Here is a 23,877-nt window from a genome sequence, read left to right as displayed (position 1 = left end):
GAAGCGCCCGAACCCAGCACCCTTCAGCGCGTCGCACCCAGCGCCACGCGCAGCCGCTCCATCAACCGCGTGTAATGCCGCAGCACGTCGTCCTTCGACACGACATTCGCGGTCGAGAAACGCTCGGACCACGCCGGCTTCCATTGATACGAACCGTGCACGCTGCGGTCGCCGTCGGGCGCCTGGATCAGCGAGCGGATCCGCGCGTCGCGGCCGGGCCCCGTATGCATCTCGAACAACGCGTGGATGAACGTGTGATACGCGTCGTACACGTCGTCGTCGAACAGGTAGCGGTAGATGTGGAACGTGCGGTCGAGGTCACGCTTCGCGCGGATCACGTCGTCCGGCGAGATGTCCTTCCAGTAACCGATCCACGTGTAGAAGCACAGCAGCGCATTGAGCTGCGGCGCGACCGTGTCGTACAGCGAGAGCCGCTTCTCGATCAGCCGCTGATTGGTCCACTGCACGAGCTCGAGCCGCTTCAGTCGGCGCGCGACGAGCCAGCCGAGACAGGCGACCGACAACGGCGTCAGCACGCCGAGCGCGAGCTTGACGATTTCCAGCGAATTCCACGGCGTATTGAATGGCTGCATGTAGGGCTCGACAGGAAGAAACGCATCCTCTGCGACGCGCGGCCCGGCGCGCCACGCAGCGCCGCTGGGCCGATCGCGTCGGCATTGACCGTTAGTTGCTTGCACATCGAACAGTACGCGAGCGCACCGGCACTCCGTGCGACGCGACTCACCCCGTCAGTGTATCGGGCGATTGTCACCGCGCGATGACCGCGCGTCGACGCGCCACCGCGCGCCCGCTTCGCGCTAGGTCGGTAGCGCCGAGGTGAGCTTGACCTTCTGCATCGGAATGTCGGTCTTCACGCTGAGCACGCCGGGGATGCGCGTCAGGTATTCCATCTGGAAGCGCCGGTAATCGTCGATGTCGGCCGCGACGACGCGCAGCAGGAAATCGCAGTCGCCGGCCATCAGGTGGCATTCGACGACTTCTGGCATCTGCTGGACGGCCTCGGCGAAACGGTTCACCGATTCCGCGTCCTGCCCCTTCAGCCACACGCGCGTGAAGATCGTCAGCCCCTTGCCGACCTTCGCCGGGTTCAGCACGGCCACGTACTTCTCGATCACGCCGGCTTCCTCGAGCAGCCGTACGCGCCGCAGGCACGGCGACGGCGACAGCCCCACCTCGTGCGCGAGCTCCACGTTCTGCATACGGCCGTCGCGCTGCAGCGCGCTCAGGATCCGGCGGTCGATAGCGTCAAGTTTCATTTGGCATCCGATTCCAAAAAATTCGTGTATCACGCGTTCAATGCCAAATTCTGAGAAAAATCTGGCGACAACGCAACCCGATTCGAGTCAAAAAAGCAGACAATTCCTCCCCCGAAGGAGGAGTGATGAGCAGTAGCGTTTCAACGTCGTCCGGGCTTCGCGACAAGCCCGCCTATGTCGCCGAGATGGGCCGCGGTTTGCGCACGGCGCTGCCCGTCATGCTCGGTTTCGTGCCGTTCGCGCTGGTGCTGGGCGCGCAGGCCGCGCAGAAAGGACTGAGCCTGTTCGAGGTGCCGATGATGACGGGCCTGAACTTCGGCGGCGGCTCCGAATTCGCGGCGATCCATCTGTGGACGTCGCCACCGCACATCGCGCTGATCGTCGCGATGTCGTTCCTCGTGAACTCGCGCCACATCCTGATGGGCGCCGCGTTCGAGCCGTATATCCGGCGCCTGCCGCGCCGCCGCGCGTTCGTCGCGCTGTTCTTCATGTGCGACGAGAGCTGGGCGATGTCGCTCGCCGATGCACGCGAGCGCTCGGCCACGCACATCAGCGTGCCCTATTACGCGGGCATCTGCATGGGGCTCTATCTGACGTGGATCTCGATGACGACGCTCGGCGCGGCGGTCGGCCCGACGATCGGCAACGTCGAACAGTACGGCTTCGACATGGCGTTCACGGCCGTGTTTCTGGTGCTGCTGCGCGGCATGTGGAAAGGCGTGCGTGCGAGCCGTCCGTGGTTCGTGAGCCTCGTCGTCGCGGCGGCCACCCATCTCGCGCTGCCCGGTGCGTGGTACGTCGCGGCCGGCGCCTGCGCGGGGCTGATCGCCGCGCTGCTGTGGGAGCCGCGCGATGCCTGAGCTTCCGGATTTCGGCACGGTCGCGACGATCGTGCTGATGGCGTCGACCACCTACCTGTCGCGCATTCTCGGCTACGTGCTGCTGCGCAACCGCACGCTGAGCCCGCGGATGGCGTCGGTGATGGAGAACGTGCCCGGCTGCGTGCTGATCTCGGTGATCGCGCCGGCCTTCGTGTCGACGCGCCCGGCTGACCTGCTCGCGCTTGCACTCACGCTGCTTGCGGCGACGCGCCTGTCGATCCTGCCGACCGTCATCGTCGGCGTCGTGTCGGCAGGCCTGCTGCGCTACCTGCTCGGTTGAGCGGTGCCGCCGGCCACCCCGGCACCGCATTCCACGACACGACGAACGGGCGCGCGATGCGCCCGTTTTCACGTCCACGCCCGCCGGCGTCATGCGCGCGACACGACGATCCTCGCGTGGGAGTGCTAGCCTTGTGGCTTGCGCCACGCCGCACTTCCCCTCTGATTGCCCTTCGCGAGGATCGCCCCGATGCAAGCAACCCGCCCGCTGTTCGACCGTGTCCTGCTCACCAACGACGACGGATTCGACGCGCCCGGCCTCGACATACTCGAACAGGTCGCCACGCAACTCGCCCGCGAAGTGTGGATCGTAGCTCCAGCCGAAGACCAGAGCGGCACGTCGCATTCGCTGAGCCTGCACGAACCGCTGCGCGTGCATCGCAAGGGCGAGCGCCGCTTCGCGGTGCGCGGCACGCCCGGCGACTGCGTCGCGATCGCGGTCAGCCACCTGATGAAGGGCGCGCGACCCGACGTCGTGCTGTCCGGCGTGAATCGCGGCGCGAACCTCGGCACCGAAACGGTGTTTTCCGGCACGGTCGGCGCGGCGATGACGAGCATGCTGGTCGGCGTGCCGGCCATCGCGTTGAGCCAGGCCTTCACCGATCGCAATGCGGTGCCGTGGGGCACCGCGCTCGCGCATGCGCCGGACGTCATCCGCCGGCTCGTCGCCGCCGGCTGGGACAGCGACGCGTGCCTCAACGTGAATTTCCCGCCGCGGCCGGCCGACGACGTACGCGGCCTGAAGGTGACGAACCAGGGCGCCGGCACGCTGCAGGGCGTCGAGATCGTGTCGGGACGCGACCCGCGCGAGATCGATTATCACTGGCTGAAGCTCGCGCGCGCGCCGCGCGACGACGATGCGGATTCGGAAACGGTCGCGCTGGGCGAAGGGTACATCGCGGTCACGCCGCTGAAGTTCGAGCGCACGCACGATCAGGCGCTCGCACGGCTGCGGTCGAACCTCGGCTGATCGATCGCGCGTTCGAACGGACCCGGCGGTGGCGCATACGATGCCCGCGCCGCCGGTTCACCGCGTCAGCCGTCGCCCGTCACCCCATCAAGTCAGGTTCAACCCGCCGTCGAGCATCACGATCTCGCCCGTCACGTAATCGGACGCGACGAGCATCGCGACCGTCTGCGCGATATCGTCCGGCGTCGCCGCGCGACGCATCGGCGCGCGCTCGCGCCAGAGCTGCTGCGCGTCCGTCCAGTCGGCGGTCAGCGGCGTATCGACGAGCCCCGGCGCGACCGCGTTGACGCGAATCGCCGGCGCGAGCGTGCGGGCGAGCAGCCGTGTCGTGTGATTGAGCGCGGCCTTCGCGGCCGCATACGGAATCGACGCGCCCTTCGGCCGCACGCCGGCATGCGAGCTGACGTTCACCACACATCCGGCCCGCCCGCGCGACGCCGACTCGCGCAGCGCGGCCTCCGCTTCGGCCACCAGCCGGAACGGCGCGATCACGTTGATTTCGTGCATCTCGCGCCACACGTCGGACGTGGCGGCCGCGAGGTCGTCATGCGCGATCACGCGGCTGACGCCCGCGTTGTTGACGAGCACGTCGAGCCGCCCGTGCACGGCGAGCGCGTCGCGAATCAATCTCACGCGCTCGGCATCGTCGGCGAGATCGGCCTGCACGTAAGCCGCGCCGAGTTCGCGCGCCATCGCACGCCCGGTCTCGGCCGAGCGACGCGAATGCAGGATCACCGCGTAGCCGTCGGCCGCGAGACGCCGCGCGACGGCCGCGCCGATCCCCGACGTCGAGCCGGTGACGAGCGCGACCGGCCGGTGCAGGCGCGCCGCGCGCGGCTCGCCGGCGGTTTCGGTTTCAGGTGCCGTTTCGGCAATCGGGGCAGACATCGGCGGCAGCGGCGCGTCCATGGCGTGGAACCCAGTCAGTGGCGTTCCCGCATCATAAGCGCGACGAGGCACAGGATCGAGGCGCAATCGATCCGGCCCCTTCGTGCCCGCCGCGCGCGCTGCCCGGTGAGTCGGGCAGCGTCGCCGGCGGCGCGCGTTGACGGCGCGCGCTGCTACTGCGCGCGGGTCGTGCCGCCGGCCGCCAGCAGCGACGGCGCCAGCGCGCTGTTCGGGTCCTGGCCGTTCCACTGGCCGACCCACGCATCGTTCGGGGTCGAGCCCATCACGAAATCGAGCCTGCCGCCGGCCTTGATCTCGTCATAGGTGATGTACGGCCGATGCAGCGGCGCGCCGTTCAGGCTGACCGACTGCACGTAGCGATTGACCGACGACGGTGCGGCGCCCGACGCCGTATGCGCGGTGATCGTGAAGCGTCGCGCACCGCCGAACTTCAACGCGCCGCCGGTGCCGCTGCCTGATGCCATCGGGATGTCGATCGACGCCTGCTCGAACAGCGGCGTACCGAAATAGAACACGCCGCCCACCGGATTCAGCGAATAGATGCCGAGCGCGGACAGCACGTACCACGCGGACAACTGGCCGCAGTCGTCGTTGCCGGGAATTGCCGCATCGCGCACGCGCCGCGGATCGTTCAGCGCGGCCTTCAGGCTGGCGCCGCTCAGCAATGCACGATCGCCGGCTGTGAGCGTCAGCGAGTACATGTCGTCCATCACCGTGCGCACGCGGTCCTGCGTCTTCGACGGCATGCCGGCGACGTCGTACAGGTACGGCAGGTGGTTCGCCGGTTCGTTGCCCGCGAAGAACTGGCCGCTGCGGCCGGTCAGGTCCGGGAAGCCCTGGTTGTACTGGAAGGTCAGCGGGTTGGCCGGATCGAACGTGCGGTCGAGCTGCGCGATGAACTGGCTTGTGCCGCCGAGCAGCGTGATCAACCCCGGGAAGTCGTGGAAGATGTTCCACGTGTCGACCCATGAATTCGATTCGGAGAAGTCGGTCTTCTCGGCGGCCGTCGGATCGAAGCCCGCGACCCAGTTGCCCTGCGCGTCCTTCGGCTGCGAGAACTTCCAGCCGTTGTTCGGCGCCGGGTTGAACACGTTCCGGTAGTTCTGGCTGCGCGTCAGATAAGGCTGGTAGTCGGCCGTGCTCTTGCCGGCCGCCTTGCCGACCGCGGCCGTCGCCCAGTCGTCGAACGCATAGTCCTGCGTGGTCGACACCGACGCGTTGTCGCCCGCATAGACGTAGCCGCGCTGGCGATACTGGTCGAAGCCGTGCGCGCTCGCGCGCTGCGTGGTCGTCAACGCGGTCCAAATGTCGTCGATGCCCGCGCTCGTCAGGTGCTTCAGGTACGCATCCGCGATCATCGGAATCGACGGGTGGCCGGCCATCGTGAATGTTTCCGTTTGCGCCAGCGGCCACACCGGCAGCTCGCCCTTGCCGTTCTGCGCGAACTGCGTCAGCAGCGACTTGACCCAGCCGTCGACGCGCTCGGGCTGCACCAGCGTCATCAGCGGCGCCTCGGCGCGGAACGTGTCCCACAGCGAGAACGTCGACGAATAGTCGAAGCCCGGGTTCGCATGCTTGCTGGTGGTCGGCGGCGACGTCGTGCCGTCGTTCGACGAATCCATGCCGACGTAGCTGCCGTCCGCGTTGTTGTAGACCGTCGGCGCGAGCATCGTGCGGTACAGCGACGTGTAGAACATCGTCCGCTGGTCGGCGCTGCCGCCCTTGATCCGGACCCGGTCGAGCGCGGCGCTCCACACGCGCTCCGCCGCGCCGCGCACTTGGTCGAACGACTTCGCGCCGACTTCCGACGCGAGATTGGCCTGCGCATCCGCGATGCTCGACGGCGAGATGCCGACCTTCACCGTGACCGCGCCGCCGTCGCCGCCGTCGGCGAACGTCAGGTACGCCTTGAAGCCGTCCGCGCTGAACGCGACGTGCTGCGTATCGAACGGCTTCGAGAACCGCGCGACGAAATACGTCGGCTTGTTGTTCGCCCAGTTGTTGGTGAACTGCCAGCCGGCGATCGTCCGCGCGTCGACGACCTGGATCTTGCCGCTCGCGGTCGAGCCGCCGATCGGGTTGTCGATGCTCACGATCATGCTGCGTTTCTGCGTCGCCGCGCTCGGGAAGTACGTGTAGCGATGCACGCCCGCGTGCGTGGTCGCCGTCATTTCCGCGAGAATCTTCGCGCCCTGCACGTTCCACGGCGTGTTGCCACTGCCGACCGGCGCCAGCTTCACGCGGTAGTAGCCGGGGCTCGCGGTTTCGTCGTCGTGGCTGAACGACGCGTCGTAGGTGATCGATGCATCGGCGGCGACCTTGGCCAGCGTCGCGGTATCGACCGGCGCGAGCGTCGGCAGGAACCGCACTTCGCCGCCCGAGCCGATGCCGGTCCCCGACAGGTGCGTATGCGTGAAGCCGGTAATGAACGGATCGTCGTACTGGTAGCCGGACGTGCGATCCCAGTTCCACGGCAGCGTATGCGCGCCGCCGGTCGTGTCCGGCCCGAGCTGCACCATGCCGAACGGCACGGTCGCGCCCGGATACACGTGGCCGTGGCCGCGCACGCCGCTGCTCCAGTCCGCGTTGATGTCGAGGTTGGCCGTGCCGATCATCGGATCGACGCTGCGCAGCACCGATCGCTTGTGCGCGCCGTTTACCCCCTGATCGTTCTGATCGCCCTGGTCGTTCTGGTTGCCTTGATCGTTCTGGTTGCCCGGTGCGTTCGACATCTGCGCGAGCACGCTTGCATCCGTCGCCCCCTGATCGCCCCCGCACCCCGACAACACGGCAAGGCATCCGATACCCACCACGTGACGTAGCTTCATCCGTTCGTCCCTCCCTCTCTCTGCGTCGATCCTGTCGGCAAGACCCGCTCTTCGATCCTCCCGCCCTATTGCGCGCCCGCCGCCCGCGGGAACGACGGCATCGCGGATGCATCGGCGCCCCACGTCGCGGCGCTCGCATCCGCCGTCATCGCATACGTCAGCTTCCCGCCCTTCGCGATGTGCTCGAGCGGCAGCCACGCGGCGGGCCACGACGTGCCGTTCAGCTTCAGCGACTTCACGTAGAACGACGCGCTGTCGCCCGAACCCGCGCCCGGCGCGGCGATGTGCAGCAGCCGGTAGCTGCCGTCCTGCTGCCCGACGCGCACCGTGATCGCCTCGAACTGCGGGCTCGACAGCGCGACGCCGCTCACGCCCGGCACGACCGGGTAGAGACCGAGCGCGGCCCACACGTACCAGCCGGACAGTGCGCCGAGATCGTCGTTGCCGGGCAGCCCCGCCGCGCCGGGGCCAAACGCGTTGGCGAGCGACGCGTGCAGCACGCGCTGCGTATGCGACGGCGCGCCGGCCCACGCGTAGACCCACGGCACGGCCATCGTCACTTCGTTGCCGACGTAGAAATACGGCTGCTCGGTGCCGATGTTCAGATGCGTGAAGAACGTGTCGAGCCGCTTGACGACCGGCGCGGCGCCGCCCGCCTGCGCGATCACGCCGGCGAGATCGTGCGGCACGTACCACGTGTATTGCTCGGCATTGCCTTCCATGAAGCCCGACCCGTCGGTGACCCACGCGCCGGCCGACGTCTTCGGCCGGATCGCGCCGCGATCGAACAGGTGTTGCCAGTTGCCGCTCGACTTCAGCAGCGCGCCGGCCGTCGCCGTGTCGCCAAGCGCCGTCGCGAAGCGCGACACCGCGAAATCGCGCACCGCGTATTCGAGCGTGTTCGACGCGGTCTGGTTGTCGCCGCTGCCCGATGCGGGCACGTAGCCGAGCCGGTCGTAGTCCGCGCGGCTGCCCATCACCGGCGTGCCCGCGCACGCGGCACCCGGCGCGGTGCTGGCCTTCATGATCGCCAGCGCGGCCTGCGTATCGAAGTGCGTCGCGCCGAACGCATACGCGTTCGCCGTGATGATCGAGCCCGCATCGCCGGGCATCACGGCCGTCTCCGTATTGAAGTACGCCCAGCGCGGGAACGCGCCGCAGGCCTTCGCATCGAGCACGAGCGACTGCACGATGTCGCTGGTGCGCACCGGATCGAGCAGCGCCTGCAACTGGATGAACGAACGGTCGATGTCCCAGCCGGAGAAATTCGCGTACATCGTGCGGCCGTTTTCGACCTGACGCGTCGGCGCGGTCGATGCGCTGTTCGACGCGTAGAAATCCGGATACTGGCCGTTCACGTCGTTGAACACGTTCGGATGCAGCGACGCGTGATACAGCGCGGTATAGAACTTGGTCTTGTCGGCATCGCTGCCGCCCGCGACCTGGATCGCGTTCAGGCGGGCGTTCCATGCGGCGCTCGCCGCGCGGCGCACCTTGTCGAAACGCCAGTTCTGTTCGCCTTGCGCATCCGTTGCCGGATTCTCCGCACGCAGGTTCGCCTTCGCGTTCGCTTCGCTGACGAACGAGATGCCGAGCTTCATCATCACGTCCGGATGCTTGCTGTCGACGTTGAAGGTCAGCGTGACGGGGCGGTTGTTCGACAGCGCCGGCTTCGCCGCGAACGGCTGGCTGAATTCCGCGTAGTAGTAGACGGGCACCGCATGTCCGGCCCAGCAGAATCCGCCGCCCGCGATCGTGCCCGACAGCGCGCGGTCGCCGACCTGGCTGACCGTGTCACTCGTCGTGCCTTGCGCGCGGTTGTTCAGCACGGTCGGATCGATCGCGATCGTCGCCTGCTGGCCCTGCGCGAGCGCCGGGTACGTGAAGCGCGCGAAGCCGGTGCGCAACGTCGTCGTCAGCTCGGCCTTGATGCCGTTGCCGAGCGTGACGCCGTAATAGCCGGCCTGCGCGGTTTCGTTCGCGTGATCGAACGTGGCCGGCGTGCCGGCGTCGCCGGGCGCGAGCTGCGGCATCACGTTCAGGTAGCCGCCGTTCGCCCAGCAGCCGGTGCCGCTCAGATGCAGGATGCTGAATGCGTTGATCGACGTGTCGCCGTACCAGTAGCCGCCGGAGAAACCGGAGCCGTCGCCCTTGCGCCCGTCGTATTGCGCGGTGGGCGTCATCGGGCTCCACTGCATCATCCCGAACGGCACCGTCGGCCCGGGGAACGTGCCGCCGCCGAGACCCGAGCCGACCGGGTCGGCCGGCTGGTCGGTCGCATAGTCGGTGCCGATCAGCGGGTTGACGTACTGGACGACGCGGATGTCGGCGTTTTTCCTTGCCGCTTCGTTGCCGTTGCCGCTTTCGTTGCCGTTGCTGTTGTCGTTGCCGCCGTTGCCGTTCTCATTGCCCTGCGACTGCGCGGACGTCGACATGTTCGCCGCCACGGCCGACGGCGAATCGCCATCGCCGCCGCAAGAAGCCACGGCCACGCACAGCGCCAGCAGCGCCGTTCCCAACCCCCAGTTCCTCGACATCGCCTGTCTCCGTTTCGTTCTTGAATCAAGCCGTTGGTTCGAACTACTGAGCTTTAGATCAGGAATCTTTTCGTGACTTGTCGCGCACCCGCGCAATCGGTCGAAAATGCCGGGCGCGTATTTATTTCCGCATTCTGGTATCCGAAAAAGCTGCGCCGACCTATCGAAATACCGGCGCCCAGAAACGGACAATGGGCACCAGCGTGCCCAAATAAACGCGTTTTCTCTACCCCGTGTTTTTACGAATTTTTATTTTGTTTATCTAAACAAAAGGCGATTGATTCGATTTTTATACGGAATCCGTCACGGCGAATGCAATTCACCATTACGGCTGTTTCGGCAGATCGACATACTCCTCGAGCTCGCCCGCAATATAAAGCCGCTTGCCGATGCGCGGGTATTCGCACACGTCGTGCTCGAGCCGCTGGCCGCCGACGAGCAGCTCCAGCGGCGCATCGCCGGTGTTCTGCACCGTATGCGCGTCACCGCCGCGCGGAAAGCCGATGAAATCGCCGGGCCCGATTTCGCTGGCGTGCTCGCCGATCGTCACCGCGCCGGTGCCGGACAGCACGTACACGAATTCCTCTTCGTACAGGTGGCGGTGATATTCGGCCGATTCGTGACCGGGCATCAGCGTGAGCAGGTGAACGCCGAATTGGGTCAGCCCGGTCAGGTCGCTGAGCGGGCGCTTGAGACGAACGGCATTGGGATTGAGCGAATGCACCGCGCGCGTCGGTTCCATCTTCGCGATATCGGCGGCCTTCAGCAGTTCCCGGGGAAAGGGGGTCGACATGGGGATCTCGCAAGCGTGAATGCTTCGGTTGAACGCACGGCGCCAGCGCGGCGCGCGCAGCGGCCATTGTCCGACATTTTCACGCTGGCAAGGGCGCGCGCCGAACCGCACCCGGCGACGCAGTCAACGCGCGCAATCGGCCAGCAGGTTCGCCAGCACCGACGCGCCTTGCGCGAGGTGCACCGGATCGGCATCTTCCGCTTCGTTGTGGCTGAGCCCGGCCTTGCACGGCACGAACACCATCGCGGAAGGCGCGACGTATGACAGGTTCACCGCGTCGTGCCCCGCGCCGCTGCACATCTCCAGGTATGGATAGCCGGCGGCGACCGTCGCCTGCCGCACGCGCGCGACGCAGTCCGCATCGAACACCACCGGCGCGTATTCGGCGATCGTCTGCACCTGCACGCGCGTGCCACGCAGCGCGGTGCGCTCCATGCAGATCGCCTCGATATCGGCGACGAGTTGCTGCAGCGCCGGCCGCGACGGGTGGCGCACGTCGACGCTGAAGCGCACCTTGCCCGGTATCGTGCTCGGTGAATTCGGCTGGCACGCGACATGGCCGACGGTCACGCGCGCATCGGCATCGAACGCATGGCCGTGCTCGACGATCGCGGCGATCATCGCGGCCGCCACGCCCATCGCGTCGCGGCGCACGCTCATCGGCGTCGTGCCCGCATGCGACTCGAAGCCGGTCACCGTGACGTCGAGCTCGTAAATGCCCTGCACCCCCGTCACGACGCCGATCGGCAAGCCGGCCTGCTCCAGCACCGGCCCCTGCTCGATATGCGCTTCGAAATACGCTTTCGGCATCTGTCGCTCGCGCGCGGGACCGGCGAAACCGGTGCGTTCGAGTTCGTCGCGCAGCAGCACGCCCGTCTGCATGCACGGGCGCGCCAGGGCGTAGTCGAGATCGAGCGCGCCTGCATAGACGGCCGAGCCCATCATGCCCGGCGTGAAGCGCGAGCCCTCCTCATTGGTCCACGCGACGACGTCGATCGGGTGCCGCGTCGCGATGCCGTGCTCGTTCAGCGTGCGGATCGCCTCGAGGCCCGCGAGCACGCCATAGACGCCGTCGAAGCGGCCGCCGAGCGGTTGGGTGTCGAGATGGCTGCCGCACATCACGGCCGGCAAGCCGGGCTGCGTGCCGGGCCGGCGCGCGAACACGTTGCCGATCGGATCGATGCGGATCTCGCAGCCCGCGGCCTCGCACCATGCGATGAAGCGGCGCCGGCCTTGCGCATCGTCGTCACTCAGCGCGAGCCGGCAACTGCCGCCGTGCGCGGTCGCGCCGATCGTCGCCATCTCCATCAGCGAATCCCACAGTCTCTGCTGGTTCACGCGCATCATCGTCGCCGCTCCTGAAAAGCACCGAGCATATACACTCGACCCCATAAGAAAAATCCAAGATTTCGTTGTGGACGATAATTTTTACTTGTCACCCGGCGTCCCACCCGGACCCCCGTGCTTTCTTTCTCACTGGATCGATCGCCCATGAAGCTCAAGCAACTCGATGCGTTTCTCGCGGTCGCCGAGCATCGCACCATTCGCGGTGCGGCGCGTGCGCTCGGCGTCACGCAGCCGGCCGTCAGCGGCATCGTGCGCGAGCTCGAACACGAGCTGGGCGTGCCGCTCGTCGTGCGCAGCGTCAAGGGGATCGCGCTGACCGATTACGGCAGCGCATTCGCGATTCGCGCGCGGCTGATCGTCGAGGAGATCCAGCGCACGCGCGACGAGATCGAGCAGTTGCGGCTGGGCACGACCGGCTCGGTATCGATCGCGGTCAGCCCGACCGTCGCGTTGACGATCCTGCCGCGCGCGTTCGCGGCCTTCACGCGCGACCTGCCCGGCGCGACGCTGAACGTCGACGATGCACTGACCGCGACGGACCTCGCGCGGCTGCGCGACGGCTCGCTCGACTTCATCGTCACGCACCAACTGTCGAACGCGCTGCCGGACCCGGACGAATTCGCGAGCATTCCATTGTTCCGCACGGCGTTCGCGGTCGTCGCGCGAAGCCGGCATCGGCTCGCGCGGGCCCGCTCGTTGCGCGAGCTCGTCGATGCGCACTGGTGCGTGCCGCGCTACGGCGAAGGCGGCGACGACCTGATCCGCTCGATCTTCATGCCGTTCGGCCTCGACGTACCGAAACGCGTGGTGCACTGCCCATCGTTTGCCGCGACGCTCGGGCTCGTGTCGCAGACGGAGGCGCTCGGCGTGTTCGCGCGACCGCTCGCCGAGGTCGAACGCCAGTCGCGCGGGATCGTCGCGTTGAATCTCGCCGAGCCGATGCCGGCGCTGACGGTCGCGATCGTGATGCGGCGGCATGCGTTGCTGACGCCGGCCGCACTGCACTTCATCGAGTGCCTGAAGGGTGCGTCCGCAACCGTGTCGGCCGCGGACGACGCGTGACGCTCAACCCACGTGCACGCCGCGCAGCTTCGTCAGCAACGCAACGAGACGATCGATGTGCGCGTCCTCGGTGCGCCACGACGACACGCTGATCCGGAACGCCGGCCGCCCTTGCCACACGGTCGCGCCGAACCACACGTCGCCCGACGCCTGCGCGGCTTCGAGGATCGCCGCCGTTTCCTCGTCGGTACCGGCGCGCACGAGCACCTGGTTCAGCACGACGCGGTTCAGCACGTCGTAGCCGGCCGCACGCAGGCCGTCAGCGACCCGCGCTGCCTGCGCGCAATGTCGCTCGACCATCGTCGCGACGCCGGCGCGGCCGAGCGAACGCAGTGCGGCCCACACGGGAATGCCGCGCGCGCGGCGTGAGAATTCGAGGTTCAGGTTCTTCTGCGCATCGTGCGCGCCGCTCAGGTAGACGGCGTCGCTGTTCATCGCGGTGGCGAGCGCGGCCGCGTCGCGACAGATCACCATCGCGCCGTCGTACGGCGTGTTGAGCCATTTGTGACCGTCGGTCGTCCAGCTGTCCGCGCCGTCGATGCCGTCCGTCAGCGCGCGCTTCGACGACGCGCGCGCCCACAGGCCGAACGCGCCGTCGACGTGCACCCACGCGCCGGCCGCCTTCGCGGGCGGAATCAACGCCGCGAACGGATCGAATTCGCCGGTGTTCACTTCGCCCGCCTGCACGCAGAAAATGGTCATGTCGTCGAGCGGCGGCAACTGCGCCGGGTCGATCCGGCCGTGCGTATCGACCGGCGCGACGACGATGCGCTTCATCCCGAAGCCGAGCACGCGCAGCGCCTTCTTCACCGTGATGTGCGCGAGCGCGGAGATCACGACTTTCACTTCCGGCGCGCCGATCAGCCCGTCCTCGTCGATATCCCAGCCCTTGCGCGCCAGCAGCGCGCGCCGCGCGGCCACCAGCGCGACGAGCGTGCAGGCCGTCGCGCTCGTGCCGAAGCCGACCGCGCTGCCTTCGGGCAACCCGAGCGCATCGACGACCCAGCGCGCGGCCTGGCGCTCGAGCGTCGCGGCCACCGGCGAATTCGCATACGACGACGCGCACTGGTCCCACGCGAGCATCAGCCGCTCGGCCGCCGCCGCGGCCGGCAGCGTCGCGCCGATCACGAAGCCGAAGTAGTTCGGGCCGTTCGATGCGACCGTCGCGGGCGTGCCGTGCTCGTCGAGCAGGCGCAGCACGTCGTCGGCCGGGCGGCCTGCATCGGGCAGCGGCTCGTCGAATGCGGCGAGGCCGGCGAGTGCGGCCGCGTCGGGAAACGCGCGCCGCTCGTTCGTTGCAGCCAGATACGCGTGCGCGCGCCGGTCGGCGTCGGCCAGCAGGGAAAGTTCGTCCATGTCGGTTGCCTCGGTCAGGGTCAGAGTTGCGAGAGATCGCGGCCGAGCCGCTGCAGCGCGCCGTCGATCCGCTTGTAGTACGTGAACTTGCCGACGCGGGTCGCCTGCACGAGCCCGGCATCCGCGAGGATGCGCATGTGGCGCGTGGTCGTGGCCGGCGCGATGCCGAGCTTCTCGGTGATGTACGTGCAGCACACGCCGAGCTCGTCGACGTCACCATGCGGCTGCGGCGGGAAATGCTTGCGCGGTTGCCTGAGCCAGCGCATCACGGCCAGACGGCTTTCGTTGGCGAGCGCGCTGAGGCGGGTGACGTCGTCCATGGGGGTGCGGATTCGTTTAACGTTTTGAATATTAGCTAAATGACGAAATGTGGGCAATGCAGTCGAAGGGGGATTTCGACGCATGACGACGTTCGCCGGCATGCACCGGCGCACATTCGATGTGATCGCAGCGAGATCGCCGCTTCAACCGCTCGAAGCGCGTCAGGCAACGTGCTTCAGGCCAGCGCCTGTGCCAGCCTGTCGATCAACGCCCGCACACGCCGCGGCTGCGCCGCACGCCCCGGATAGACGATCTGCAGATCGACTTCGCCCGGCGAGAAGTCTCGAAGGATCTCGACGAGCGCGCCCGACGCCAGATCGCGCTCGACGTCGACCAGCGACTTCAGCGCGATGCCGTGCCCCGCGATGCACCACGCGCGCACGAGCGCGCCGTCGTTGGCGACGCGCCGGCCACGCACCACCACGCGCTTCAATACGCCGTCGATGCCGAACGGCCATTCGGCATACAGCTCCTGGCCGAAGCGCATCACGATGCAGTCGTGCGCGGCGAGTTCGTCCGGATGCATTGGCGTGCCATGTGCGGCGAGATACGCGGGCGACGCGCACACCACGCGCCGCGCACGGCCGAGCGAACGGCTGCGCAACGAACTGTCGGCCAGCGTGCCGCGGCGGATCGCGAAATCGAGCCCCTGCCCGACGAGGTCGACATACCCGTCGCCGAGATGCAGGTCGACCGTCACGCCCGGATGGTCGGCCAGGAATGCGTCGACGACGGGCACGACGCGCTCGCGCCCGAGATCGGCCGGCGCACTGAGCCGCACCGGCCCCGACAGCGTCTGCACGCCCAGCCGCACGCGGCTTTCGAGTTCGTCGGCCTCGGCCAGCAGGCGTCGCGCGCCGTCCACCAGCGTGCGGCCCTCGTCGGTCAGGCTGATCGCGCGCGTCGTGCGCGTGAGCAGCGCCGCGCCGTAGTGACGCTCGAGCGCCGTCAGCCGCTCGGACACCGTGGCCGGCGACAGACCGACCTCGCGACCCGCGGCGGCCAGCCCGCCCTTCTCCACGATGCGCAGGAACAGCGCGAGGTTGTCGAGCAGCATTATTCGCTCCTTCCGAAGGATATTTTCGCCATCTCCTGGATTATCCGGGAAAGGCGCAAACGGTACATTGATCGCCTGACGATCGATCCGCGGCCGCGCCGCGCCCATACGACGAAAGGAAACGCAGATGGAATACCGCACGCTCGGCCGCTCCGGCCTCCAGGTCCCCGTGCTGAGCTTCGGCGCCGGCACCTTCGGCGGCACCGGTCCGCTGTTCAGTGCATGGGGCAATACCGGCGTCGACGAAGCGCGCCGCCTGATCGACATCTGCCTCGACGCCGGCGTCAACCTGTTCGACACGGCCGACGTGTATTCCGACGGCGCGTCCGAGCGGGTGCTCGGCGCCGCGCTCAAGGGGCGCCGCGATCAGGTGCTGATCTCGACCAAGACGGGCCTGCCGACCGGCGACGGCCCGAACGACGCCGGCACGTCGCGCGCACGGCTGGTGCGCGCCGTCGACGACGCGCTGCGCCGGCTCGACACCGACTACATCGACCTGCTGCAACTGCACGCATTCGACGCCGGCACGCCGGTCGAGGAAGTGATGTCGACGCTCGACGATCTCGTGCGCGCGGGCAAGCTGCGCTACATCGGCGTGTCGAATTTCGCCGGCTGGCAGATCATGAAGTCTCTCGCGGCGGCCGACCGGCATGGCTGGTCGCGCTACGTGGCGAACCAGGTGTACTACTCACTCGTCGGCCGCGACTACGAATGGGACCTGATGCCGCTCGGCGCGGACCAGGGCCTCGGCGCGCTGGTGTGGAGCCCGCTCGGCTGGGGGCGGCTCACCGGCAAGATCCGGCGCAATGCGCCGCTGCCCGAAGGCAGCCGGCTGCATGAAACGGCCAGCTACGGGCCGCCGGTCGACGACGCGCGCCTGTACGACGTGGTCGATGCGCTCGATGCGATCGCGGAGGAAACCGGCAAGACGGTGCCGCAAATCGCATTGAACTGGCTGCTGCAGCGGCCGACCGTGTCGTCGGTGATCGTCGGCGCGCGCAACGAGGAACAGTTGCGGCAGAACCTCGGCGCGGTCGGCTGGACGCTGACCGATGCGCAGGTCGCGAAGCTGGACGCGGCGAGCGCGGTGGAAGCGCCGTATCCGTACTTCCCGTATCGCCGGCAAGCGGCGTTCGCGCGGCTCAATCCGCCGATGCGCGGGTAAGTCGTGGAGGTACGGGCATCAGGCCGGCACGCGGGCCGTGCCAAGCCGCACGACCTTGTCGGTCGGTCCGATGACCGAGCGCCGGTGCGTGATCGCGATCACCGTGACGTCGCGCGCCAGTAGCCGCACGTGCTCCATGATGTCGCGCTCGGTGGCTTCGTCGAGCGCGGAACTCGCCTCGTCGAGAAACAGCACGGTCGGATCGCCGTACAGCGCGCGGGAGATTGCGATGCGCTGACGCTCGCCGCCGGACAGTTTCAGCCCGCGCTCGCCGACCGTCGTGCGAAGCCCGTCCGGCAAGCCCTCGATGAACGGCAGGATCGTGGCCTTCGCGGCCGCGTCGCGCAAACGCCGCGCATCGCGTGGCCGGCCGAGCAGGATGTTGTCCTCCAGGCTTTCGTTCAGCAGCACGACGTCCTGCGGCACGACGGCCACCGCGCCGTACCAGTCGGCACGGTCGATCGTCGCGAGATCGACACCGTCGACGAGAATGCGTCCGGCGGTCGGCTCGATCGACTTCAACGCCAGCCTGAAGACAGTGGACTTCCCCGCGCCGGTTTCGCCGACGATGAACGTGATGCCGCCGCGCTCGGCCACGAAATCGACGTCGCGCACGCCGCGCCCGTTGCCGTATGCATAGCCGACGCGCTCGAACACGATGCGCCCTTCGCGCGGCACGAACGCCGACGCGTGCGACACCTGCCGCTCCTCGGGCGCCGTCCAGAGCGCGGTGAACGGCACGAGTGCGGCGCGGGAGCGCACACTCTCGTCGATCGAGCGCGCGAGCATGTCGAACGGCAGGTTCAGTTGCAGCAGCAGCGTGTTGAACAGCACGATCTCGCCAATCGACAGCGCGCCGGCCGCATGATGCGGCAACAGCAGCCAGAACGTCACCGAGAACTGGACTGCGAGGCCGAGCCCCAGCAGCGCAAGAAAACCTACGTGCTGCATCACGTAGGCGCGCCAGTTGTCGCGCTCGGTGCGCGCCTTCTCCGCGAAACGCTCACTCATCCAGCGGTGGCTGCCGAAATGCCGGAGCGTTTCCATCGCGTTGATCGCACCGCCGACGAACCGCGCATTGTCCTGCCCGGCCTCGATCGCGCGATCGAGGTACACCCGCGAGCGCCGCGCCGAAACCATCGCGATCGTCACCGCGATCGCGCCATAGGCCGCGGTGATGGCCGCCACTTGGGGATTGATCAGTGTGCCGAGCGTGACGAGGGTGAAGACGATCTGGAGCGTGCCGGGGATCAAATCCATCAGCGCAAGCTGCACGAGCACCGCCAGCGCGCGGCTGCCGCGCGTGTTCGCGCTCTGGATTTCGGCGGGATTGTGTTCGACGAAGAACGCCGTGGTCTTCTTCAGGACGCGCTCGAAAAAGCGCGTGCTGGTGATGAATCCCAGATTCCCGGACGTCATGAAGGCGAGGTACTGCACGACGCGTTGCAGCGCGCTGGACAGGCCCAGCAGCACCGCGTAGACAACGAAGCCCGCCATGAGCGCGTGCATCGCGCCGCGATGCGACAGCGCGTCGATCAGGCGCGAGAACAGATACGGAGCGGCAACGGCGGTGGCACTCGACAGCACGACGACGGCCGCAACCGTCAGTAACATCCAGCGATCGGCCTTCCAGTAGGCGCGCAGCACCTCGGTGATCGGATTCGGTGCGTGGTGTTCGTTCATGGCGCAATGGACCGGGGCGCGGCCCGGATGGCGACAGGCGGCCAAAAAGTCTAGCAGACTGAAAGAAAGCCCACCGCACCGTTCGGGCTGCACGACGGTAGCCGCATGCAGTTGCGCTGTGACATCAGAAAACGCGAGCACCGCGGCCCCCCATCGTGCCCCTGCCCTCGTGTCGTTGCGCCCCGCGACCGGTCTGGCCGGCAACGCTCTTCCCTCCTCGAAAGGCTCACGAACATGAACGTTGCCGATACCGGCCTGACTGTACGCGTGGTTGGGAGTAGACGACTACGATCAATGGCTGCCGCAATGGGATCACAACCGCTTCTTCGATAGCCGCTTCGACGCCACGCTACCGCCGCACATCACGCAGCTCACGTGGTCGCGCTCCTTCGACGGCTACGAACCGGTGTTCGCGCTGGTCGCGGAGCGTCACGGCAGGCCGGTCGGGTTCGCGCATTCCTGCGCCACCGCAGCACGACGCACGTCGGGCCGTCCTGCTATCTGCAGGATCTGTCCACGCTCGACAGCGAACACGGCAAAGGTGTCGGCCGCGCGCTGATCGAAGCGGTGTACGACGCCGCGCGCCGACATCGTGCCGAATACGTGCACTGGCTGGCAGACGCACGCGACGGATCACACAGCGCAGCGCGCCCGACGACACCGGCGCGGCACGAACGGCAGGATTTACAGAAAGATGCTTCCGCGCTGAGTACAGTTGATCGGGTATTCAACTCACTCTCATTCAACGCATCGACGACCCGCCACGTGCACCCCGACCGTCGGGGGGACATGGCCCCCAACCCCGGGTAGCCCGCGGGATACAAATTCGTCCTTTCACCGGATTTTTGTATCCTCGGGGACACCATTTCGATGTCTCAGTTTTCGTCGCCAATAATGGGGGCAGATTAATCCTGTTGATCGGCCATTCCCCTGCTCTGCGGCCTCAAATTTCGGCTATACGCTCCTCGCATGTCCCACGAAATCAAACGCCCTCGGTCTCATCCGACGGCTTGTCCGTCCCCGGTCGTTCCGTCGGCGTACCATTGATCGCAGCCACGAGCGCCAGCACCCCGCGCCTTTCTCGCAGCTTCAGTTCTCGAAAGCCCGCGAGGAGCAGTTCTTCGTCGCTGGTTAGCGCCAAAGTTACGGGGTCGGACGTACGGCCAGTCAGCAAATACTGGACATCTACACCCAAGTCCGCGATCCCCACCAGATAACTCACGTCCGGAAGCCTCGCCCCTTTTTCGTAGTTGACCTGCGCATGTTGTTGAACGCCTCCCGCCGCCGCGAATTCGGTCTGGTTCATCCCCAGTCGCTTTCGCTCCAGCCTCAGGCGTACGGAAAATATATCCGGTTGATTCATTTTTATTGACATATGCTCATTTGATACATAACATGGCAGGTATGGTCGATCGGATACCGACGGTAGCGAGATGCATCTGACAATGCCGTCGCTCTCTCACAGGAGGCGTTATGACTTCCACCTATGAAATCTGCGGCGCACTCTCCGTCGTCGGTCACTTCCGACGCAATCACGCACAGCAGTTCGCGCAGAGCTTGCCCGCTTCCGCGACCGTCTACTGCGTCACCGACGCCGTCACGCATTCGGTCATGATCCGCCTTCGCGGTGCACTTACCGATCAAGAAGTCACCTCCATTGAAGGAAAATTGAAAGAATTCTCCCAGAAGTGGGCCCGGACCGTCGCCGTATTCAGTCGCATACGGTTCGGGGAACGATCTCTCATGTCTCTCGCGCCGGGCCGACATGTCGAGCGGTTGAAAGGTCCGGCGACAGAATACGTCCGGCATCACACGTCTACGCCGCCACATTCTGATGCTCAAAACACTCAGGTACTGGCAGCTCCGCTCGGATAATCCGCCTAGCCTAGCTAAAAGCTGGAATTCTAGGCCCAATCGGGACATTGATTTCCCCCCAACCTCTGGAGGTTCGCAATGGAAGAGCCCGCACCGTACAGCCTCTCAGGCGCACTGTCCGTCCAGGACGACTTGGACGATGAACAACTCGATCGGGTATCCCGGCACCTGAGCGGTATCGCCAGCGTGTACGTGAAACACGACGCCGTCGCGCATACCGTTTCATTGTGTATCTCGGGTACGTTGATGCGTGACGATGCGCGTTACATCGAACAACGCATCGAACGCTTCGCCGAAGAGCATGCTCGTGCGGCCTCTATTCTACTTAGCGAGTGGAACGGCGTGACGAGCGAGCTTGTTGTCGGAATGAACTGGGACGCCCAGTGCCTCATCAAGCTGGCAGCGATCCAGGAACAACTTGGAAAGCTCCCGGAGCGATATTTCGATTTTCTCTTGCGACTGGAACCGGCGGGTGCACCAGCGCGTGGCAAGCAGTTCTTGTCTGTTTCGATCGAGACCAGCGACGATCAGCAGGTTGTGTAACGCAAGTTCAGCGTTGCGGACACGCTGCGAGTATAAGATGTCGAGGCGCGAAAGCACGGTGCCGACTCGCGCTCGTTCAGCATAGGTGCGCGCGATGAGTCGGTCACACATTCGAATTGAAAATCGCACGAAGCATCCGCGTCGCCTATCAGTCGCACGCGCTCAACGCAATGGCCGAGCCTTGATCCACAGAAACAGCGGCACGCGCGCCCACTGCTTCAACTGATCCGTATCGGCATGATCCGGCGGCGGTTCGCGCAACGACACGATCGCGAACCCGGCCGCTTCCAGCGCCTCCATGTACGCCTGCAGCGGCAGCGACCAGCCCGCGAAGTGCATCGACAGCCCGTCGCGTGTTTCCACTCCGTCGAAATGCTCGCGCCCGAAATAGCTGCCCGTCAGCACGAACGGCGCATCGGGCTGTGGCCCGGCAAAGCTACCGCGATCGCGGAACGGATGCACGAGCGAGATGAACAGCGTGCCGTCCGGCTTCAGCACGCGGCGCGCCTCGTGTAAGGCGCCCTGCATGTCGTCGAGATCCATCAGCACGTTGTACGCCATCACGAGATCGAAGCTGGCCGTGTCGAACGGCAGCGCGGCCGCGTCCGCCAGTCGATAGCGATGCGCGGAATCCGCACGACGCGCGGCATCGAGCATCGCGGGCACCGCGTCGCTCGCGGTCACGTCGTAACCGAGCGCCTTCAACTCACGGCTCACGCGGCCTTCGCCGCAGCCGACCTCCAGCGCGACGCCCGTGCCGCGACCGATGTAGGCCGCGAGCCCCGCGCGATATTTCCAGAACGCATCGTGGCCCGGCTTGCCGGCCCAGCCAATCCATTGGTCGGCGACCCGCGTCCAGTGTTCGGTAATGGCTTTCGTGTCGGTCATGCGTGCTCCCGATCGGTCTGCGTCGTAGGCCCAAGATGCGCATGGTAAGCCGAAGCGCATCGACGCGATTGCGTGCAAGCGGAATCCGCTTTCCGTCGGGAGCAAGTCGATTGGTTCACTCAATCCCACGGATTCAGAATCGCGACACCGGTTTCAACGAAATCGGCAACGTTGCGCGTCACGACGGTCATGCCATGCACGATCGCCGACGCAGCAATGAGCGCGTCCCGCTCGTATCGCCGGTCCGGCACATGAAGCCGTGCGCATCGTTGGGCGACAGCAGTATCGACCGGTAACACGCGCCCGGCGAACTCGGGCAGGACGTGCCCGTCGAGCCATGCCCTGAGAAGCGCCCCCTGTTCCGCGTCCCTGCGCCCGACCTGCAAGACGCCCGTCTCCAGCTCCATGATCGTGATGGCCGAGACGAACAGCACCGGCGCATCGACGGTCGAACACCAGGCCGCCACGTTCCTGTCCGCCTTGCCCGCCCGCACCTTCCGGAGTTCCCAAACCACATTGGTATCGAGAACGAACATCATCAGAAATCGACCTCCTTGATCTTGACGTTTGCGCGCGGCGGGTCGAACTCGATGTCCTCACACCCGGCATGGCGAGCGCGTCGGCAATGTTGCGCCGCTGCCGGGTGAGACGCTGGTATTCCTCGAAACTCAGCAGCACATGGGCCGGCCTGCCGCGATCGGTAATGAACACGGGGCCGTCCTTTGTCGCCTTCTTTGCCTTGGTCACGTCCTGGTTGAGTTCACGACTCGAGAGCGTGGTGATGGTCACAATGAACTCCTGGAAACCATATATGTAGGTTTGTTACTACAATATATGATTCCGTGTCATTCCTCGCCCTGTGCGGCGGATTCCTCGCGATGCCGGTAGCAACGTCCTACAGTTACGAGAAACAATCCGCACCGCCGCGCATCGCCTCCGCTCGACGATGCGCACCGATTCCGAGGAAAATCGATGCCGAGTATCTATGCCGTGCCCGCCGATGCCCCGCCGAGCCCCGTCGCGGCGGAAACACGTATGGTGCACGATGTGGCGACGCTGCGGCCGTCCGACTACCGTTCGGCGGACGGCGCGTCGTGGGTCATCTCCGTCATCACGCCGGCCGCAGACAGCGGCGCGAACGTCACCGGCACGACGTATTTCGACACCGCGAAAGGTCAGACCGTCCCGGTACCCGACGCGCGCCGCCGCTATGCGAATCGCGGCACGTGGCAGGTCGTCGCGAGTTCGAGCCCGGCGGTGCCCGCGACGGGTCGCTACGACTGGCTCACGCTCGCGTGGCTGCCGATCAACCGGCGGCCGCTACCGCAAACGGCCGAGCATCTGTATTCGCCGTTCATTCGCGGCGGCACGATCGTCTATCGGTGGAATCCGTCCGCGGAAGGCGGCGAGCAATTCGGCAACGTGCGGATGATCTTTCCGGAATGGACGCAGCAGGTGGCCGATGCGTTGCGGTCCGCGCCCGCGGGGATGCAGGACGGCGCGTCGTCGGCCCCGCAACCGGCACTCGACCGCCTGAAAGCCGACACGAACCCGATGACTGCCGTGCTCGACTTCGGCGATGCGCTGCGCGACGAACCGGTGGAACAGATCATTGCGCGGCTACCCGCGCTGCTGCGGGTGAAGGACCGGCATGCACTCTCGGCGATCGTGTACCTGTGCCTGTCCGCGCCGCGCGCGGAAGACCGGTCGCGCTTCGTCGAAACGATCAACGCGACGATCGCGGGCACCGACGACCGCGCCCGCCTGCTGGCGATCGCGTATGGCGCATTCGCCGCCGGGCGGACGCAACCGGTTCCGTTCCGCGACGGCGCGCAGAGGGCGTTCATCGACGATGTATTCGGCGCGCTGAAACAGCGCACGACGGCGCTCGGTGTGCCGGTCACGCAAGGCTCGCCGTGGTACGAGTTCTTTACCGCGTATCGATTGGGCGAAGCGGTGTCGGGCAACGGCCAATAACCGCGAGCCAAGAGACGCCGCCGCGCAAGCTATAGCGGATCTCCACCGCCGTTCATCACGCACTGCCCATTATTTCGACCATTCCTCGGTGCAATCGCGCCGCGTCGACCAAACACCGCATCGATTTTC

General features: G+C 66.5%; 22 protein-coding genes and 2 pseudogenes. 9 read left to right on the top strand and 15 right to left on the bottom strand.

What is annotated here, in order from left to right:
• Positions 1-23: 23 nt before the first annotated feature.
• Both H0X95_RS23310 and H0X95_RS23305 read right to left on the bottom strand, forming a co-directional pair.
• Positions 24-593, bottom strand: a complete 570-nt coding sequence (locus H0X95_RS23310) for a hypothetical protein (RefSeq protein WP_006486306.1) — start codon at positions 591-593, stop codon at positions 24-26.
• Between the two features lie 225 nt (positions 594-818).
• On the bottom strand, positions 819-1,277 hold the full coding sequence (locus H0X95_RS23305) for an Lrp/AsnC family transcriptional regulator (RefSeq protein ID WP_006486309.1): 459 nt from the start codon (positions 1,275-1,277) through the stop codon (positions 819-821).
• Positions 1,278-1,402: 125 nt separating this feature from the next.
• On the opposite strand from H0X95_RS23305, the gene H0X95_RS23300 reads away from it, so the two are divergent.
• The 3 genes from H0X95_RS23300 to surE all read left to right on the top strand — a co-directional run bounded on the left by H0X95_RS23300 (position 1,403) and on the right by surE (position 3,407).
• Complete coding sequence (locus tag H0X95_RS23300) at positions 1,403-2,137, top strand: AzlC family ABC transporter permease (RefSeq protein WP_034202880.1); 735 nt, start codon at positions 1,403-1,405, stop codon at positions 2,135-2,137.
• On the top strand, positions 2,130-2,438 hold the full coding sequence (locus H0X95_RS23295) for an AzlD family protein (RefSeq protein ID WP_006486305.1): 309 nt from the start codon (positions 2,130-2,132) through the stop codon (positions 2,436-2,438). The genes H0X95_RS23300 and H0X95_RS23295 overlap by 8 nt, the downstream gene beginning before the upstream one ends.
• Positions 2,439-2,627: 189 nt before the next feature.
• The gene (gene surE, locus H0X95_RS23290; RefSeq protein ID WP_034202881.1) at positions 2,628-3,407 is read left to right on the top strand and encodes a 5'/3'-nucleotidase SurE; all 780 of its coding nucleotides are present in this window, start codon (positions 2,628-2,630) and stop codon (positions 3,405-3,407) included.
• Positions 3,408-3,494: 87 nt separating this feature from the next.
• Here the strand turns inward: surE and H0X95_RS23285 are convergent, their stop codons facing one another.
• The 5 genes from H0X95_RS23285 to H0X95_RS23265 all read right to left on the bottom strand — a co-directional run bounded on the left by H0X95_RS23285 (position 3,495) and on the right by H0X95_RS23265 (position 11,821).
• Positions 3,495-4,316, bottom strand: a complete 822-nt coding sequence (locus H0X95_RS23285) for an SDR family NAD(P)-dependent oxidoreductase (protein ID WP_034202882.1) — start codon at positions 4,314-4,316, stop codon at positions 3,495-3,497.
• Positions 4,317-4,468: 152 nt separating this feature from the next.
• Positions 4,469-7,144 (bottom strand): GH92 family glycosyl hydrolase, encoded by a 2,676-nt coding sequence (locus tag H0X95_RS23280; RefSeq protein ID WP_059720983.1) that lies wholly within the window; start codon positions 7,142-7,144, stop codon positions 4,469-4,471.
• A gap of 65 nt (positions 7,145-7,209) precedes the next feature.
• Positions 7,210-9,681, bottom strand: coding sequence for a GH92 family glycosyl hydrolase (locus tag H0X95_RS23275; RefSeq protein WP_059720984.1), 2,472 nt, complete (start codon positions 9,679-9,681; stop codon positions 7,210-7,212).
• A 325-nt stretch (positions 9,682-10,006) separates the two neighbouring features.
• A complete protein-coding gene (locus H0X95_RS23270) occupies positions 10,007-10,474 on the bottom strand; it encodes a cupin domain-containing protein (protein WP_059720985.1) in 468 nt (155 codons plus the stop codon).
• Positions 10,475-10,597: 123 nt separating this feature from the next.
• Entirely contained in the window at positions 10,598-11,821 is a 1,224-nt protein-coding gene (locus H0X95_RS23265) for a Zn-dependent hydrolase (RefSeq protein WP_059720986.1), read from the bottom strand.
• A 144-nt stretch (positions 11,822-11,965) separates the two neighbouring features.
• Between H0X95_RS23265 and H0X95_RS23260 the strand changes: the two genes are divergently transcribed.
• On the top strand, positions 11,966-12,883 hold the full coding sequence (locus H0X95_RS23260) for a LysR family transcriptional regulator (RefSeq protein WP_006488454.1): 918 nt from the start codon (positions 11,966-11,968) through the stop codon (positions 12,881-12,883).
• Positions 12,884-12,886: 3 nt separating this feature from the next.
• On the opposite strand, the gene H0X95_RS23255 is transcribed toward H0X95_RS23260, so the two are convergent.
• The 3 genes from H0X95_RS23255 to H0X95_RS23245 form a co-directional block, all read right to left on the bottom strand.
• Complete coding sequence (locus H0X95_RS23255) at positions 12,887-14,239, bottom strand: pyridoxal phosphate-dependent decarboxylase family protein (protein ID WP_059720987.1); 1,353 nt, start codon at positions 14,237-14,239, stop codon at positions 12,887-12,889.
• A 20-nt stretch (positions 14,240-14,259) separates the two neighbouring features.
• Positions 14,260-14,559: an ArsR/SmtB family transcription factor gene (locus H0X95_RS23250; RefSeq protein ID WP_006488445.1), complete on the bottom strand. Its 300-nt coding sequence runs from the start codon at positions 14,557-14,559 to the stop codon at positions 14,260-14,262.
• Positions 14,560-14,735: 176 nt separating this feature from the next.
• On the bottom strand, positions 14,736-15,617 hold the full coding sequence (locus H0X95_RS23245; protein WP_006494625.1) for a LysR family transcriptional regulator: 882 nt from the start codon (positions 15,615-15,617) through the stop codon (positions 14,736-14,738).
• 127 nt (positions 15,618-15,744) lie between these two features.
• On the opposite strand from H0X95_RS23245, the gene H0X95_RS23240 reads away from it, so the two are divergent.
• The gene (locus tag H0X95_RS23240; protein ID WP_174388417.1) at positions 15,745-16,782 is read left to right on the top strand and encodes an aldo/keto reductase; all 1,038 of its coding nucleotides are present in this window, start codon (positions 15,745-15,747) and stop codon (positions 16,780-16,782) included.
• Between the two features lie 18 nt (positions 16,783-16,800).
• Here H0X95_RS23240 and H0X95_RS23235 read toward each other — a convergent pair whose 3' ends face one another.
• A complete protein-coding gene (locus tag H0X95_RS23235; protein WP_196446229.1) occupies positions 16,801-18,465 on the bottom strand; it encodes an ABC transporter ATP-binding protein in 1,665 nt (554 codons plus the stop codon).
• Between the two features lie 234 nt (positions 18,466-18,699).
• Here H0X95_RS23235 and H0X95_RS23230 point away from each other — a divergent pair.
• Positions 18,700-19,174 (top strand): annotated as a pseudogene (locus H0X95_RS23230) (GNAT family N-acetyltransferase).
• Positions 19,175-19,447: 273 nt separating this feature from the next.
• On the opposite strand, the gene H0X95_RS23225 reads toward H0X95_RS23230, so the two are convergent.
• Positions 19,448-19,771 (bottom strand): helix-turn-helix domain-containing protein, encoded by a 324-nt coding sequence (locus H0X95_RS23225; protein ID WP_227743184.1) that lies wholly within the window; start codon positions 19,769-19,771, stop codon positions 19,448-19,450.
• A gap of 167 nt (positions 19,772-19,938) precedes the next feature.
• Between H0X95_RS23225 and H0X95_RS23220 the strand changes: the two genes are divergently transcribed.
• Positions 19,939-20,340, top strand: a complete 402-nt coding sequence (locus H0X95_RS23220; RefSeq protein ID WP_077021669.1) for a hypothetical protein — start codon at positions 19,939-19,941, stop codon at positions 20,338-20,340.
• A gap of 78 nt (positions 20,341-20,418) precedes the next feature.
• A complete protein-coding gene (locus H0X95_RS23215; RefSeq protein ID WP_012493077.1) occupies positions 20,419-20,883 on the top strand; it encodes a hypothetical protein in 465 nt (154 codons plus the stop codon).
• A gap of 162 nt (positions 20,884-21,045) precedes the next feature.
• Here the strand turns inward: H0X95_RS23215 and H0X95_RS23210 are convergent, their stop codons facing one another.
• The 3 genes and pseudogenes from H0X95_RS23210 to H0X95_RS23200 all read right to left on the bottom strand — a co-directional run bounded on the left by H0X95_RS23210 (position 21,046) and on the right by H0X95_RS23200 (position 22,560).
• The gene (locus H0X95_RS23210) at positions 21,046-21,771 is read right to left on the bottom strand and encodes a class I SAM-dependent methyltransferase (protein WP_059720991.1); all 726 of its coding nucleotides are present in this window, start codon (positions 21,769-21,771) and stop codon (positions 21,046-21,048) included.
• 119 nt (positions 21,772-21,890) lie between these two features.
• A complete protein-coding gene (locus H0X95_RS23205; protein WP_006488311.1) occupies positions 21,891-22,310 on the bottom strand; it encodes a type II toxin-antitoxin system VapC family toxin in 420 nt (139 codons plus the stop codon).
• Positions 22,310-22,560 (bottom strand): annotated as a pseudogene (locus H0X95_RS23200) (type II toxin-antitoxin system Phd/YefM family antitoxin). The gene H0X95_RS23205 and the pseudogene H0X95_RS23200 overlap by 1 nt, the downstream one beginning before the upstream one ends.
• Positions 22,561-22,743: 183 nt before the next feature.
• On the opposite strand from H0X95_RS23200, the gene H0X95_RS23195 reads away from it, so the two are divergent.
• Positions 22,744-23,748, top strand: coding sequence for a hypothetical protein (locus tag H0X95_RS23195; protein ID WP_059720992.1), 1,005 nt, complete (start codon positions 22,744-22,746; stop codon positions 23,746-23,748).
• The last annotated feature ends 129 nt before the right edge of the window (positions 23,749-23,877 follow it).

It is taken from the genome of Burkholderia sp. 9779_493, assembly GCF_015712215.1.
GTDB classification, from domain to species: Bacteria; Pseudomonadota; Gammaproteobacteria; order Burkholderiales; family Burkholderiaceae; genus Burkholderia; species Burkholderia cenocepacia.
Note: the sequence above shows the minus strand (reverse complement) of the source record. Positions and strands in the feature narration are given on the sequence as shown.

Bases quoted from the DNA above. Each gene is read 5' to 3' on its own strand.
- H0X95_RS23310 (WP_006486306.1), bottom strand. From the start codon at position 593: ATGCAGCCATTCAATACGCCGTGGAATTCGCTGGAAATCGTCAAGCTC.
- H0X95_RS23305 (WP_006486309.1), bottom strand. From the start codon at position 1,277: ATGAAACTTGACGCTATCGACCGCCGGATCCTGAGCGCGCTGCAGCGC.
- H0X95_RS23300 (WP_034202880.1), top strand. From the start codon at position 1,403: ATGAGCAGTAGCGTTTCAACGTCGTCCGGGCTTCGCGACAAGCCCGCC.
- H0X95_RS23295 (WP_006486305.1), top strand. From the start codon at position 2,130: ATGCCTGAGCTTCCGGATTTCGGCACGGTCGCGACGATCGTGCTGATG.
- surE (WP_034202881.1), top strand. From the start codon at position 2,628: ATGCAAGCAACCCGCCCGCTGTTCGACCGTGTCCTGCTCACCAACGAC.
- H0X95_RS23285 (WP_034202882.1), bottom strand. From the start codon at position 4,316: ATGGACGCGCCGCTGCCGCCGATGTCTGCCCCGATTGCCGAAACGGCA.
- H0X95_RS23280 (WP_059720983.1), bottom strand. From the start codon at position 7,144: ATGAAGCTACGTCACGTGGTGGGTATCGGATGCCTTGCCGTGTTGTCG.
- H0X95_RS23275 (WP_059720984.1), bottom strand. From the start codon at position 9,681: ATGTCGAGGAACTGGGGGTTGGGAACGGCGCTGCTGGCGCTGTGCGTG.
- H0X95_RS23270 (WP_059720985.1), bottom strand. From the start codon at position 10,474: ATGTCGACCCCCTTTCCCCGGGAACTGCTGAAGGCCGCCGATATCGCG.
- H0X95_RS23265 (WP_059720986.1), bottom strand. From the start codon at position 11,821: ATGATGCGCGTGAACCAGCAGAGACTGTGGGATTCGCTGATGGAGATG.
- H0X95_RS23260 (WP_006488454.1), top strand. From the start codon at position 11,966: ATGAAGCTCAAGCAACTCGATGCGTTTCTCGCGGTCGCCGAGCATCGC.
- H0X95_RS23255 (WP_059720987.1), bottom strand. From the start codon at position 14,239: ATGGACGAACTTTCCCTGCTGGCCGACGCCGACCGGCGCGCGCACGCG.
- H0X95_RS23250 (WP_006488445.1), bottom strand. From the start codon at position 14,559: ATGGACGACGTCACCCGCCTCAGCGCGCTCGCCAACGAAAGCCGTCTG.
- H0X95_RS23245 (WP_006494625.1), bottom strand. From the start codon at position 15,617: ATGCTGCTCGACAACCTCGCGCTGTTCCTGCGCATCGTGGAGAAGGGC.
- H0X95_RS23240 (WP_174388417.1), top strand. From the start codon at position 15,745: ATGGAATACCGCACGCTCGGCCGCTCCGGCCTCCAGGTCCCCGTGCTG.
- H0X95_RS23235 (WP_196446229.1), bottom strand. From the start codon at position 18,465: ATGAACGAACACCACGCACCGAATCCGATCACCGAGGTGCTGCGCGCC.
- H0X95_RS23225 (WP_227743184.1), bottom strand. From the start codon at position 19,771: ATGAACCAGACCGAATTCGCGGCGGCGGGAGGCGTTCAACAACATGCG.
- H0X95_RS23220 (WP_077021669.1), top strand. From the start codon at position 19,939: ATGACTTCCACCTATGAAATCTGCGGCGCACTCTCCGTCGTCGGTCAC.
- H0X95_RS23215 (WP_012493077.1), top strand. From the start codon at position 20,419: ATGGAAGAGCCCGCACCGTACAGCCTCTCAGGCGCACTGTCCGTCCAG.
- H0X95_RS23210 (WP_059720991.1), bottom strand. From the start codon at position 21,771: ATGACCGACACGAAAGCCATTACCGAACACTGGACGCGGGTCGCCGAC.
- H0X95_RS23205 (WP_006488311.1), bottom strand. From the start codon at position 22,310: ATGATGTTCGTTCTCGATACCAATGTGGTTTGGGAACTCCGGAAGGTG.
- H0X95_RS23195 (WP_059720992.1), top strand. From the start codon at position 22,744: ATGCCGAGTATCTATGCCGTGCCCGCCGATGCCCCGCCGAGCCCCGTC.